The following is a 13858-nucleotide window of genomic DNA, read 5'->3' as shown; positions in this document are numbered from 1 at the left end:
CTGTTCGCTAAAACCATAACGAGGGCAAACTGATGCAGCTGATGTTACGCTTTATCCTAACCCTGCTCTGCTGGCTATGGGCTACCCCTGTCAGCGCGGCGGAGCAGCCAACTACAGAACCACTGCGTATCGCCGTGACGGCTAACTTTCACGGCACTCTGCAGCAACTGATTAGCCGCTATCAGCAACAACAGCCTCAGACCTTTTTACTCAGCGCCGGCTCCTCCGGCGCGCTCTACACCCAAATCCGGCAGGATGCACCCTTTCATCTGTTTTTTTCAGCGGATAGTGAGCGGCCGGCAAGCCTGGAACAGGCCGGGCTCACCCGGTCCGGCTCACGTTTTACTTATGCTGAAGGCGTGCTGGTACTCTGGTCTGCCGATCCGACACTGATCGATGCCAGGGCCAATATCCTGTTCAGTCAGCACTTCCGGCATCTGAGCATGGCAGAACCACGCCACGCGCCCTATGGTCTGGCGGCACAACAAGTGCTGACTGCACTGGAACTGTGGCAACCGCTGGCACAACAACAAAAATTGGTGCGGGCCCAGTCGATTGCCCAAGCCTATGGTCAGATTGCCTCTGGTGCCGCAGCGTTGGGATTTGTCGCGCTGGCGCAGCTTAAAGACAGTGCCGGTCAAATCAGCGGCTCTTATTGGTTGCCGCCGGCAGAACTATACCAACCGATAATCCAACAAGCGGTGATCCTGAACCGTGCAGCAGCCGATCCACAACTGCTGGCCGCCGCCGAACACTTTGTTACCTGGCTACAAAGCGTTGAAGCCGTTGCCATTATCGAAGCTGCCGGCTACCGTGTTACTAATACGGCACACTAACGCTACGGGGAGTAACCAATGCTATCAGCCGATGATCTGAGTGCTTTATGGGTTACCTTTAAACTGGCCCTGATCAGCACCGGCCTGCTGTTAGCGCTCTGTACGCCGCTGGCCTGGTGGCTGGCGCACACCCGCTGGCGGGGTCGCAGCATCATTGAAGCGATGATTATGCTGCCGCTAGTGCTGCCACCGACAGTATTGGGCTTTTATCTGTTGCTGCTGCTTGGCCCCCATGGCTGGGTTGGCGGCAGCCTGCAAGCCATGGGCTTTAACCATCTGGCTTTTACGTTCAGCGGGTTGGTTATCGGGTCGATGATCTATTCACTGCCATTTGTGATGCAGCCGCTGACAGCAGCGTTTCAGGCGGCCGGTGGCCGGATGCTGGAAGTGGCCGCCACCTTAAGAGCATCTCCGCTGGATCGCTTTCTGTACGTGGTATTGCCGTTATCGCGAAGGGGGTTTCTCACCGCTGCCGTGTTATCCTTTGCCCATTCCCTGGGCGAATTTGGCGTCATTATTATGATTGGCGGTAATATTCCGGGACAGACTCAGGTTGCTTCTATTGCCATTTACAACCATGTTGAGGCGATGGACTACGCCGCCGCCCATACCCTGGCTGCCATTCTGGTGGCATTGTCTTTTACTCTGCTGCTGCTGGTATACGGGCTTAACCGTAAATTTAAAGTGGTGAGTATCGCATGAGTATTGAAGCCAGACTGCAACTGCAACAGGGCAATTTTGAACTGGACGTGACGCTTGATCTGCCCGGCAGCGGTGTGAGTGCGCTGTTTGGCCGTTCTGGCTCCGGCAAAACGACTATTCTGCGATGTCTGGCCGGGCTGGAACGGCATGCCGGCATCGAGCTGCGGGTCAATGGAGAAATCTGGCAAAGTCAGCAACACTTTGTGCCGGTACATCAGCGCCCGCTGGGTTATGTCTTTCAGGAAGCCAGTTTATTTCCGCATCTGACGGTCGCTAAAAATCTTGAGTTTGGCTATCGCCGCCTGCCCCCCGCCCAGCGCAAGGTCGCACTGGACGAAACCATCAGCCTGATGGGGCTGGAAACACTGCTCGCACGCTACCCGCAACAACTGTCAGGCGGACAACGGCAACGGGTAGCGATGGCGCGTGCCCTGCTAACCAGCCCACGCTTACTGCTGATGGATGAACCGATGGCGGCTCTGGATCAGCGCAGCAAAGCGGAAATTCTGCCTTATCTGGAACGTCTGCACCAGCATCTGGCTATTCCAATCATTTATGTCAGCCACGCCATCCATGAAGTCTGCCGGCTGGCCGATTATCTGGTGTTACTGGAACAAGGCAAGGTTCAGGCGCAGGGGCCATTGCAACAACTGCTGACCCAACCCGACTTACCACTGGCGCAGGATGCCGATGCCGCCTCGATGCTACTTGCCACCGTATTGCAGCATACCGCTGATGAAATGAGTGAATTACAGCTGCCTGATGGCCAGCGGCTACTGATCTCACGCCTGCAACTGGCCGAAGGCCAAAATGTCCGCACCCGGATCCTGGCCCGTGACGTGGCAGTCAGTCTGGTGCAACCGCAATTTTCCAGCGTGAATAATTGCTTAAGGGTAGAACTGGAACAGATTGAGGCCGATCCTCATCCGGGGCATCAACTGTTGTTACTGCGTTTGGCCGGACAACCCTTATTGGCCAGGTTAAGCCGCCGCTCCGTCAGTCGCCTGCAATTACAACCCGGCCAACAGCTGTTTGCCCAAATTAAAGCGGTGGCGATGGATTAAGCACTATTGCAGCAGCTTCCCAAAAGGCTGAATAGTCACTATTTCGCCGCTGGCAACACTGCCGCTGTCTTGCGGCAGCACGATATAGCAATTGGCATTGGCGATGGAGCTAAGCATACCTGAGCTTTGGCTGCCCAAGGTTTTTACAAACAGCCCCTCGGCAGTGGCCCAATAGTAACCACGCTGATAATCCGCGCGACCTGGCTGTTTTTTTAAGGTCACAGTCGTCACTGCTGTGAGTTGGTTAGCTGGCGAGACAGTAGCACCGGCCAGTTTTTGTAGCACCGGCTGCACCAGTTGATCCAGCGTCACCACAGCCGCCACCGGATTACCGGGCAAACCAAAAAACCAACAGTTTTCCAATTTACCAAAGGCAAAAGGTTTACCGGGTTTAATCGCTACTTTCCAGAAATTCACCTGGCCCAGTTCAGACAGAATTTGCCGCGTATAGTCGGCATCGCCAACCGAGACGCCGGCACTGGTAATCAGCGCATCCGCCTCCCGCATTGCCCTTTGAAAGGCCTGGCGGATCGCCTCTGGCTGATCCGGCAATAATCCCAGATCCAACACCTCGACCCCAAGGCGTTGCAGCATGGCGCGCAATACTACCCGGTTGCTGTCATAGATATGACCTTCCGGTAACGGCTGTCCCGGTAACACCAGCTCATCACCCGTAGAGAAGATCGCAATCTTTAGCTTACGCCTGACCGCCACATCAGCAATACCCAGCGACGCCAATAGGCCTAATTGTGGCGCAGTTAACCGGCAACCAGCACTGAGCACCTGCTGCCCATTTTTTAGATCTTCGCCAGCTTTGCGTACATTTTCACCCACTTTCGGCACAAAATCTGCGATGACTTTGCCATCTTGCAGTCGTACCTGCTCCTGCATAATGACCGTATCGGCACCCGCTGGCATTACAGCACCGGTCATAATCCGCACGCAGCTTTGTGGCGCTAACGCAGCAGTAAAGGCATGGCCGGCCAGTGCCGAACCTTGTAGCGTTAGCGCTTGCCCGGCTTTGACCTCAGCCGCCCGTACCGCATAGCCATCCATCGCTGAGTTGTCGTAGCCCGGCACGTCAAAACTGGCCAGCACCGGCTCTGCCAGTACCCGGTCCAGAGCCTGCGCCAGTGGCACCCGTTCGGTTGCTGTGACGGCACTGACTTGCGCTAACATCTGCGCCAGGGCATCCGCCACCGGCAGCAAAAGGCTTGCTGTCATAGCTTACCGCCCTGCTGGTTAACCATCCAGACGGCGGCCTCAACCCGTGAGCGTAAGCCCAGCTTTTTCAGCAGATGTTTAACATGTACCTTCACGGTACCATCAGAGATATTCAGTTCGCGGGCAATCACTTTATTGCTCATTCCTTTGGCAATCAGATGCAAAATTTCATATTCGCGGTTGGTTAAACTGTTTAGCTCAGCCGGCGTTTTTGCCTGTGGCCGGCGCAAGGCAGTGGCCAGCACCTGGGTAATGGCTTCACTTAACACCATTTTGCCTTCCAGCGCTTTTTTAATTTGATCCAGTAACACTTCCGGATCGGTATCTTTTAATAAATAGCCATCGGCGCCATTACTGATGGCTTTGACAATATCTTCATCGGCATCCGATACCGTCAGCATCACGATACGGGACGTCACGCCTTCATCGCGCATCCGTTTTAAGGTTTCCAGCCCATCCATGCCCTGCATATTCAGATCAAGAATAATCAAATCCGGATCCAGCTCAGCCGCCAGTTTAATCGCATCCTGACCATTACTGGCTTCCGCTATGACTTCTAACTCGTCTTCCAACGCCAGTAGCTGCTTTAAGCCTTTGCGTAATAAAGGGTGATCATCAACCAGCATTACGCTGGATTTTTGCTCTGACATAACCTGCTCCTGACTGCCTGTCTCGTGGCTTTACCCATATTAGCTTAGATCTATGCTACGGATACTTTGATATAAATCATGTTAGCCGCCGCTACCTATTTTGGCCGCTAGAGTTCTGCGGGCAGGCAACGCAACACTAAGCAGCATTATCTTATTGAAAATATTTGATAATTGCAGCCCTAATCCTTGCGACTACCACTTTAGTGATACCTCGTCTTAGCTGGCCCACGTCTTTGGCTAACTCCTTAGATACATTGTGTCTCCCGCCATTGCTAATCAGACTTGCTTCAGTAAGCACTCTGCCAAGACAACAGGAGTTACCAGATGTCTGATTTAAGAAAATGGCAGCCAGAAGACGAGAATTTCTGGCACCAAAGCGGGCGCAGTATTGCCAACCGTAATTTATGGATATCCATTCCGAGCCTGCTCTGCGGGTTCGCGGTCTGGATGATGTGGAGCATCATTAGTGTTCAGATGCTAAATCTTGGGTTTCCGTATTCCGCCTCGGAGCTCTTTACCCTGGCAGCAATCGCTGGCTTAAGTGGCGCGACCTTGCGCATTCCTGCCAGCTTCTTTGTCCGGCTCTGTGGTGGGCGCTATACCATTTTCCTTACCACCAGCTTATTGATGATCCCAGCGTTTGGCACCGGCATCGCACTACAGGATCCCAATACACCGTTCTGGGTGTTTCAGTTGATGGCCTTATTATCCGGCATCGGTGGTGGTAACTTTGCCGCTTCAATGTCGAATATCAGCTTCTTCTTCCCGAAAAAACAGCAAGGTTTAGCGCTGGGCATGAATGCCGGCCTGGGTAACTTTGGTGTCACCACCATGCAGATCCTGATCCCGCTATTTATGACCTTTGGTGCCTTTACCCTGGTCGGTGGCGGTGAGCCGATGATCCTGCAAAAGGCCAGTGGTACCCTGATTGGGAGTATCCCGGCTGGAAGTGAAACCTGGATCCAGAATGGCGGTTTCTTATGGCTATTGCTGTTAATCCCGCTGGCCTTTGCCATCTGGTTTGGCATGAATAACATCAATACTGAAGAGGTAACACCTAAGCTACCGAGCGCCGTCGGTTCCTTCTCCATTCAGCTGGCGATGTACGGCATTGGCTTGATCGCCTCGGTAATTGGTTTATGGCTGATTCTACCGGCCAGTGCCAATGGCTCCGGCTTTAGTATTCCGAAAGAACTGGTATTAGTGCTGGTGCCAATGGCCACAGTACTGGCGCTGAAAGTATTGCCGGGCGCCATCCGTGCCAGTCTGGACCGGCAGTATAAGATTTTCAATAATAAGCACACCTGGGTCATGAGCATTCTGTATGTTATGACCTTTGGTTCCTTTATCGGTTTTGCTGCCGCGCTGCCGTTATCTATCCAGGTGATCTTTGGCTACAGCCACCTGATGGTAGATGGCGTGATGACCCACAACACTCCGAATCCGAATGGTCCCAGCGCCCTGACCTATGCCTGGATCGCCCCCTTTATCGGCGCCTTAATCCGGCCAGTGGGTGGTTGGATCTCAGACCGTTTAGGTGGTGCTCTGGTTACCCAGATCTGTGCCGTGGTGATGGTACTGGCAGCCTTAGGTGCCGCCTTCTTTATGCAGCAGGCTTATCAATCGGCAACACCAGAGCAGTACTTTATGCCGTTCTTCCTGATTTTCCTGCTGTTGTTTGCCGCCAGCGGCATTGGTAATGCATCAACCTTTAAAACCATTGCCGTGGTGTTTCCAAAAGAACAAGCCGGGCCGGTGCTGGGCTGGACCTCTGCCGTCGCCGCCTACGGTGCTTTCTATATTCCACAGGTATTTGGTGAGCAGATCAAAGCCGCAACCCCGGAATATGCGATGATCGGCTTTGCCATCTTCTATGCGCTGTGTCTGGTATTAAACTGGTTCTTCTACCTGCGGAAAAGCGGCGAGTTTTATAACCCATAAACCAGGGTGGCTGGCTTGGGGCGCTGTGGCGCCCCTTATTTTATCAGGCGCTTTTCGGTTGCTGTAAATATTCCGGTAAAAACCGGAAATACACCCCGGTGCCACCTTCGGCGCGGCGCCGGATCATCAGCTCACCTGTCAGATGTTTGCTGCGCTCCTGCATAATCGCCAGACCATAGTGGTTCATCTTCTCAGCCCGCTCTGGGATCCCGACACCATCATCCTCCACCGCCAGCAAAATATGTTTACTGCTATCCTGCTGTAAGCTAATCGTCAGATTCTGACCCTGACTATGGTGAACTGCATTCTGACTCGCTTCACGAATAATTTGCAGTAAATGAATTTCCTCATTCGGTGCCAGCGGAATATTGCTTAACTGATAATCGAGCCGGATTTGCAGCTCCGACTGCTCAGTCAACTGCTGTACCGTCGTTTGCAGTGCACTCAGTAAACCGGCGCCATCGACCTTTAAGCGGAAGGTGGTTAACAGTTCCCGAAGTTGTCGGTACGCGGCATCCAGCCCACTTTTCAATTCAGAAGAGACGTCCTGCATCACCGCCCTATCGTCTTTGGCGATAGCTTTATTTAACCGGGTAACCTGAATTTTCAGGTAGGACAGCGCCTGCGCCAGCGAATCGTGCAGCTCGCGGGCAATCACTGTCCGTTCCTGCATCAATGCCAGCCGCCGCACCTGCTCCTCTTCCGATTTTAAACTCAGCGCCAGCGCCAGCTGATCGGCAATCGCCGTCACCAGCCGCTGCTGCCACAGTAATAATGGCTGTCCGGGTACCAGTCGCACCACCAGGACGCCGTATTGATTGCGATCGCGTTGCAACACAAAATTATGTAGCTGACAATCTGCCCGCAGCGGCTGCTCACTGCTTAAGCAGTCAGCACAGTTTTCAGCAGCACAAGGGTCCTGCCCCTCTGCAGCTTGTACCTGCAGGTACGGCTGATTGCCCTGCTCCGTAAATAAACACAGCTCAATGTCGCTTAACCCGGTGATCTGACGCAGCTCGCCAATAATTTCTGAAAAATCATGATATTCAGTCGTGTGCTCACTGATCCGCTGTGCGGTATTGTAAAGAAACTTCAGGGTAGTATTAGTTTGGGTCAGCTCTGCAGTTTGTTCTTCCACCCGCTTTTCCAGATTGCCATACATATAGCCAATGGCGGTATTCATCTTATTAAAACTGGTCGCCAGCATCCCCAGTTCGTCCGGATGCTGCGGCGTAATCCGATGGGTAAAATCGCCCTGCGCAATGCGGCGGGCACCACGGATCAACTCCTGTAACGGCTCTTCAACCATCACTTTTAACCAGTACATCACGATAATTGACAGCAGAATGGTCGCCAGTACCGCTATCACCTGTACCGAGCGAAAGGTTTTCACTTTACTTTCAGCATCTTGTTGAATTATCAACACCAACTCATCCAGCAAACGCACCTGCTCTGTCAGTTGCTGTTCCAACAACGGCAAGGCCTGGCTATCGCCGAACTGAGTCGCCAGTTGCAACCAATGCTGCTGTGCCGTTTGGTACTTCTCTGAAATCTCTGGTTGGTTTAAAAAGCGTTTAAATACCGGATGCTGCCAGCTATAGGAGAATTGCTGTAACGCCTGCTGCAGTTTTTGCTGATCCTGCTGTTGATGTAACCAGGCCAGCCGGTAGCTTTGCATCCGCAGCGAGCCGGCAACATTAACTGCATACGCATCGCTGTCAGCCTTATCCGACAACCAATACGACACCATCATCGTTGATAACGCCAACGCCACGATACAGGCCAGAGCGATATTGATCCGGGTAACAATTGAAAAGGTGCGCATCTGAAACTCCCACTACTATCTGTTCTAAGCTTAACCCGCCAGCGCCTTTCCTGCAGAAAAATCCGCTTACCAAATCTACGGGGATACTTGGGCTACCCCCTTTTCCCCAGCCAGAGTACACCTTCAGACAAAGTGAGTAGGCCCGCTCAGTCAAGGCTTGTATTTTCAAGCATTTAACCAATAACCACACTACCACCTTTGGGGTATTTTTCTTAATTTTCAGCAATTTAGACGCATGGCAACCTTGATCTGAATCAAGCAGAATTAGGCGGTAGTTTCTATAGTGTGCTTACTGAAAAAGCAAAAACGCTGTTCATGCAGGACAGGACCAGGAGTCAAGTATGAGTCATCTGTTAGATAAACTGCGGTTTTTTAAGACCCGCAAAACGCCCTTTGCCAATGGCCACGGGGTGACCACCAATGAGGACCGGACCTGGGAGCAAGGCTACCGGCAACGCTGGCAGCACGATAAGGTGGTACGTTCCACGCACGGTGTAAACTGTACCGGCTCTTGTAGTTGGAAAATCTATGTCAAAGACGGCCTGGTCACCTGGGAAACCCAGCAAACAGACTATCCGCGTACCCGTCCGGATCTGCCAAACCATGAACCCCGTGGCTGTCCGCGTGGCGCCAGCTATTCCTGGTATATCTACAGTGCCAACCGGCTGAAATATCCGAAAGTGCGGCAGCAACTGATGAAGCTGTGGCGTGAAGCCCGGGTGCAGCATAAAGATCCGGTGAAAGCCTGGGAATCAATCGTCAGCGATCCGCTAAAAGCCAAAAGCTACAAAGAACGCCGCGGTTTGGGCGGCTTTGTCCGTGCCAGTTGGGATGAGGTAAACGAGCTGATTGCCGCTTCTAACGTTTACACCACTAAAACCTATGGTCCTGACCGGGTGACCGGTTTCTCGCCGATCCCAGCAATGTCGATGGTGTCCTACGCCGCCGGTGCCCGTTACCTGTCGCTGATTGGCGGTAACTGTTTAAGCTTTTACGACTGGTACTGCGACTTACCCCCAGCCTCACCGCAAATTTGGGGCGAGCAAACCGACGTACCAGAATCCGCCGACTGGTATAACTCGAACTACATTATTGTTTGGGGCTCGAACGTGCCACAAACCCGGACCCCGGATGCGCACTTCTTAACTGAAGTTCGCTACAAGGGTACCAAAACCTGTGTTATCACCTCCGACTACTCCGAAGCGTCGAAATTTGGTGATACCTGGCTCCACCCACGTCAGGGTACCGATGCAGCCCTGGCCATGGCCTTTGGTCATGTCATTCTAAAAGAATTCCACGTCAACAACCCCAGTGCCTACTTCACCGACTACGTGCGTCGTACTACCGATATGCCGATGTTGGTACTTTTGGAGGAACAAAACGGGGTGCTAACCACCGGCCGCTTCCTGCGCGCGGCCGATCTGGTGAATAACCTGGGTGAAGACAATAACCCGGACTGGAAAACCATTGCCATCAACAAAGATGGTCGCCTGACCAGCCCGAATGGCGCCATCGGTTATCGCTGGGGCCAGGCCGGTAAGTGGAACCTGGAGCAAAAAGATAAAGACGGTGAGCTGGAGCTGCAACTGAGCTTAAAAGACAACAGTGACGAACTGGTGGATGTTGGCTTCCCATATTTCGGTGGTGCGCCACACGAGTATGAATACTTCCAGCATACCGAACATGCCGACGTGCAGATGCGTAAAATTCCGGCAAAACGAGTGGAGCTGGCTAACGGTGGTACCGCACTGGTCGCCACAGTATTCGATCTGATGCTGGCACAGTACGGCGTGGATAACGGTATTAATGATCCAAACCGCGCCCAGGCTTACACCGATAACGTGCCTTATACCCCAGGTTGGCAAGAAGCCATTACCGGCGTGAAACCGGATGACGTGATTCGGGTCGCGCGTGAATTCGCCCGTAATGCCGATAAAACCCGTGGTCGCTCGATGGTCATCGTCGGTGCCGCACTGAACCACTGGTACCATATGGATATGAACTACCGTGGCCTGATCAATATGCTGATGATGTGCGGCTGTATCGGTCAGAGTGGCGGCGGCTGGGCCCACTACGTCGGCCAGGAAAAGCTGCGGCCACAAACCGGCTGGACGCCACTGGCCTTTGCGCTGGATTGGCAACGGCCACCACGCCATATGAACGGCACCTCGTTCTTCTATAACCATTCCAGCCAATGGCGTTACGAAAAGCTGGATATGACGGAAGTCATTTCGCCGCTGGCCAATAAAGACAAATGGTCTGGCAGTATTGTCGACTATAACAGCCGCGCTGAACGCATGGGCTGGTTACCTTCAGCACCACAACTGGGCACAAACCCGCTAAAACTGGCAGCGGAAGCGAAAGCCGCCGGCAAAGAGCTGAAAGACTATGTGGTGGAACAGCTAACTTCACGCAATATTAAGTTTGCCTGTGAGCAGCCGGAAAATCCGCAAAACTTCCCACGCAATATGTTTATCTGGCGCTCTAACCTGCTGGGTTCCAGCGGTAAAGGCCATGAATATATGCTGCGGCACTTACTGGGCACCAAACACGGCTTGCTGGGTAAAGACTTAGGCGGTTTTGGCGGTAAAAAACCGGAAGATGTGGAATGGACCGATCAGCCAGCCGAAGGCAAAGTCGATCTGTGGGTGACGCTGGATTTCCGCATGTCTACCACTTGCCTGTATTCCGATATCGTGCTGCCAACGGCTACCTGGTATGAAAAAGACGATATGAATACCTCGGATATGCATCCGTTTATTCACCCGTTAACCGCAGCCATTGACCCGGTGTGGGAAGCGCGCAGTGACTGGGAAATCTTTAAAGGTATTGCCAAGGCCTTCTCGAAAGCATCGGTCGGTCATTTAGGCGTAGAAACCGATGTGGTGACTACACCGATGCACCACGACACCCCAGCCGAACTGGCGCAGCCTTATGGCGTAAAAGCCTGGTGGAAAGGCGAGTGTGAGGCGATTCCGGGCCTGACCATGCCACATATTAATATTGTGGAACGGGATTACCCCAATACCTATGCCCGCTTTACTTCAATAGGCCCGCTGCTGGAGAAAATCGGTAACGGCGGTAAAGGCATCAGCTGGGACACCAAAGAGGAAGTAAAATTCCTTAAACAACTTAACCGTGTACATACCGACGAAGGCGTGAATAAAGGCATGGCGAAGATCGACAGCGCCATTGATGCCTGCGAAATGATCCTGTCGCTGGCCCCGGAAACCAATGGCCATGTCGCAGTAAAAGCCTGGGAAGCGCTGGGTAAAATTACCGGTCGCGATCATACCCATCTGGCGTTACCGAAAGAAGACGAAAAGATCCGCTTTAACGATATCGTTGCCCAGCCACGTAAGATTATCAGCTCACCCACCTGGTCCGGACTGGAAGATGAGCATGTGTCTTACAACGCTGGCTATACCAACGTGCATGAGCTGATCCCGTGGCGCACCATTACCGGTCGTCAGCAGTTCTATCAGGACCATGAGTGGATGCGCGACTTTGGTGAGCAGCTGTGTAGCTACAAGCCACCGATTAACCTGAAAACGGTTGAGCCGGTACTGAACAAGAAGCCGAATGGCAATAAAGAGATCGTGCTGAACTGGATCACACCACACCAGAAGTGGGGTATTCACAGTACTTACTCCGACAATCTGTTAATGCTGACCTTATCCCGCGGCGGTCCTATCGTCTGGCTCAGTGAAATTGATGCCAAAGCAGCGGGTATTGAAGATAACGACTGGATTGAAATCTTTAACGTTAACGGCGCTATCGCGGCCCGTGCCGTGGTGTCACAGCGGGTACCGGAAGGTATGAGCATGATGTACCACGCCCAGGAGCGGATTGTGAACGTGCCCGGCAGCGAGTTAACCGGCACCCGTGGTGGTATTCATAACTCGGTAACTCGTGCCGTAATGAAGCCGACGCATATGATTGGCGGTTATGCCCAGCAAGCTTACGGTTTTAACTACTACGGTACCGTTGGCTGTAACCGGGACGAATTTGTCATCGTGCGCAAGATGCAGAACGTTGATTGGTTAGACACTAAATAAGGTTGGAGTAAGTAAGATGAAAGTCAGAGCCCAAATTGGCATGGTGCTGAATTTAGACAAGTGCATAGGTTGCCACACTTGCTCCATCACCTGCAAAAACGTCTGGACCTCGCGTGAAGGGGTCGAATATGCCTGGTTTAACAATGTCGAAACCAAGCCTGGTATCGGCTTTCCGAAAGAGTGGGAAAACCAGCAAAAATGGAATGGTGGCTGGGTGCGGGAAAACGGCAAGCTGCAGCTAAAAATTGGTGGCAAGCGCCGCATCCTGGCGAATATTTTCGCCAACCCGGACTTACCGGAAATTGACGACTACTACGAGCCGTTCGACTTCGATTACCAGCATTTACATAATGTGGGTGATACCAAGCACCAACCGGTTGCCCGCCCGCGCTCGCTGATTAGCGGCCAGCGGATGGAGAAAATCGAGTGGGGTCCAAACTGGGAGGAAATCCTCGGCACCGAGTTCGAGAAACGGAAAAAAGATACTAACTTCAACGAAGTAGTGCAAAAAGACATCTACGGTCAGTTTGAAAAGACCTTTATGATGTACTTACCACGGCTGTGTGAGCATTGTTTAAACCCGGCGTGCGTGGCGGCCTGCCCGTCAGGTGCCATCTACAAACGCGAAGAAGACGGTATCGTGCTGATCGATCAGGACAAATGCCGCGGCTGGCGGATGTGTGTCTCGGCTTGTCCGTACAAAAAAATCTACTACAACTGGAAGTCCGGTAAATCCGAAAAATGTACGTTCTGCTTCCCACGGATTGAAGCCGGTCAGCCGACCACCTGTTCGGAAACCTGTGTCGGCCGCATCCGCTACTTAGGCGTACTGCTGTACGATGCCGACCGCATCGAGTCAGCCGCCAGTGTCGCCAACGAAAAAGATCTGTATCAGGCACAGCTGGATATCTTCCTCGACCCGCACGACCCGGCGGTAATTGCTGCGGCGCGTGCTGAAGGCATAAGCGATAACTGGATTAAAGCAGCCCAGCGTTCACCGGTGTATATGATGGCGATGGACTGGAAAGTCGCACTGCCACTGCACCCGGAATACCGTACCCTGCCGATGGTCTGGTATGTACCGCCACTGTCACCTATTCAAAGTGCGGTGCAGGCTGGCCATGTCGGCATGAATGGCGAAATTCCGGATCTGAAGTCACTGCGTATTCCGCTGCGTTACCTGGCGAATATGCTGACAGCTGGCGACGAAGCGCCGGTAGTTCGCGCCTTAGAGCGGATGATTGCGATGCGCGCCTTTAAACGCTCACAACAGGTTGATGGCGTCGAGGATCTCGATGTGCTGAAGCAAGTGGGCCTCAATGCAATACAGGTTGAAGAGATGTACCGCTATATGGCGCTGGCTAATTACGAAGATCGCTTTGTGATCCCAACCAGTCACCGTGCTTATGCCGAAAATGCCTATGACCTGAAATCCAGTTGCGGCTTTACCTTCGGTAATGGCTGTGGCGATGGTAACAACGACGTGAACCTGTTTGGCACTAAGGCCAAAGGTAAACGCCAGGTTATTCCGGTTGAGCTAAAGGATTAAGGGGGATCT

Annotated in this window: 9 protein-coding genes; 6 read left to right on the top strand and 3 right to left on the bottom strand. The window is 52.9% G+C overall.

The genetic code is table 11. The features are described 5' to 3' along the window. Positions 1 to 32 precede the first annotated feature (32 nt). Genes modA through modC form a run of 3 tightly spaced genes read left to right on the top strand, consistent with a single transcriptional unit; the run spans position 33 to position 2602 of the window. A complete protein-coding gene (gene modA / locus AAY72_RS08395) occupies positions 33 to 836 on the top strand; it encodes a molybdate ABC transporter substrate-binding protein (protein ID WP_156411307.1) in 804 nt (267 codons plus the stop codon). Between the two features lie 18 nt (positions 837 to 854). Next, entirely contained in the window at positions 855 to 1538 is a 684-nt protein-coding gene (gene modB, locus AAY72_RS08390; RefSeq protein ID WP_057786773.1) for a molybdate ABC transporter permease subunit, read from the top strand. Beyond that, positions 1535 to 2602: a molybdenum ABC transporter ATP-binding protein gene (modC, locus tag AAY72_RS08385; protein ID WP_057786772.1), complete on the top strand. Its 1068-nt coding sequence runs from the start codon at positions 1535 to 1537 to the stop codon at positions 2600 to 2602. Before modB ends, modC begins: the two co-directional genes overlap by 4 nt. A 3-nt stretch (positions 2603 to 2605) precedes the next feature. Here modC and moeA read toward each other — a convergent pair whose 3' ends face one another. Further along, positions 2606 to 3826 (bottom strand): molybdopterin molybdotransferase MoeA, encoded by a 1221-nt coding sequence (gene moeA, locus AAY72_RS08380; RefSeq protein ID WP_057786771.1) that lies wholly within the window; start codon positions 3824 to 3826, stop codon positions 2606 to 2608. Next, on the bottom strand, positions 3823 to 4476 hold the full coding sequence (narL, locus tag AAY72_RS08375; protein ID WP_008609382.1) for a two-component system response regulator NarL: 654 nt from the start codon (positions 4474 to 4476) through the stop codon (positions 3823 to 3825). Before narL ends, moeA begins: the two co-directional genes overlap by 4 nt. 324 nt (positions 4477 to 4800) lie before the next feature. Here narL and AAY72_RS08370 point away from each other — a divergent pair, with 324 nt between their 5' ends. Beyond that, positions 4801 to 6417: an MFS transporter gene (locus AAY72_RS08370; RefSeq protein WP_057786769.1), complete on the top strand. Its 1617-nt coding sequence runs from the start codon at positions 4801 to 4803 to the stop codon at positions 6415 to 6417. Positions 6418 to 6460: 43 nt separating this feature from the next. On the opposite strand, the gene AAY72_RS08365 is transcribed toward AAY72_RS08370, so the two are convergent. Next, positions 6461 to 8242, bottom strand: coding sequence for a histidine kinase (locus tag AAY72_RS08365; protein ID WP_057786767.1), 1782 nt, complete (start codon positions 8240 to 8242; stop codon positions 6461 to 6463). Positions 8243 to 8583: 341 nt separating this feature from the next. Here AAY72_RS08365 and AAY72_RS08360 point away from each other — a divergent pair, with 341 nt between their 5' ends. Both AAY72_RS08360 and narH read left to right on the top strand, forming a co-directional pair. After that, positions 8584 to 12300, top strand: coding sequence for a nitrate reductase subunit alpha (locus tag AAY72_RS08360; protein ID WP_057786765.1), 3717 nt, complete (start codon positions 8584 to 8586; stop codon positions 12298 to 12300). A 16-nt stretch (positions 12301 to 12316) separates the two neighbouring features. Beyond that, entirely contained in the window at positions 12317 to 13849 is a 1533-nt protein-coding gene (gene narH, locus AAY72_RS08355) for a nitrate reductase subunit beta (RefSeq protein WP_057786763.1), read from the top strand. The last annotated feature ends 9 nt before the right edge of the window (positions 13850 to 13858 follow it).

The organism is Alishewanella sp. WH16-1 (assembly GCF_001441695.1).
Classification (GTDB): Bacteria; Pseudomonadota; Gammaproteobacteria; order Enterobacterales; family Alteromonadaceae; genus Alishewanella; species Alishewanella agri.
Note: the sequence above shows the minus strand (reverse complement) of the source record. Positions and strands in the feature narration are given on the sequence as shown.

Excerpts from the sequence above, each read along its gene's own strand:
- modA (WP_156411307.1), top strand. The coding sequence starts at position 33 with ATGCAGCTGATGTTACGCTTTATCCTAACCCTGCTCTGCTGGCTATGG.
- modB (WP_057786773.1), top strand. The coding sequence starts at position 855 with ATGCTATCAGCCGATGATCTGAGTGCTTTATGGGTTACCTTTAAACTG.
- modC (WP_057786772.1), top strand. The coding sequence starts at position 1,535 with ATGAGTATTGAAGCCAGACTGCAACTGCAACAGGGCAATTTTGAACTG.
- moeA (WP_057786771.1), bottom strand. The coding sequence starts at position 3,826 with ATGACAGCAAGCCTTTTGCTGCCGGTGGCGGATGCCCTGGCGCAGATG.
- narL (WP_008609382.1), bottom strand. The coding sequence starts at position 4,476 with ATGTCAGAGCAAAAATCCAGCGTAATGCTGGTTGATGATCACCCTTTA.
- AAY72_RS08370 (WP_057786769.1), top strand. The coding sequence starts at position 4,801 with ATGTCTGATTTAAGAAAATGGCAGCCAGAAGACGAGAATTTCTGGCAC.
- AAY72_RS08365 (WP_057786767.1), bottom strand. The coding sequence starts at position 8,242 with ATGCGCACCTTTTCAATTGTTACCCGGATCAATATCGCTCTGGCCTGT.
- AAY72_RS08360 (WP_057786765.1), top strand. The coding sequence starts at position 8,584 with ATGAGTCATCTGTTAGATAAACTGCGGTTTTTTAAGACCCGCAAAACG.
- narH (WP_057786763.1), top strand. The coding sequence starts at position 12,317 with ATGAAAGTCAGAGCCCAAATTGGCATGGTGCTGAATTTAGACAAGTGC.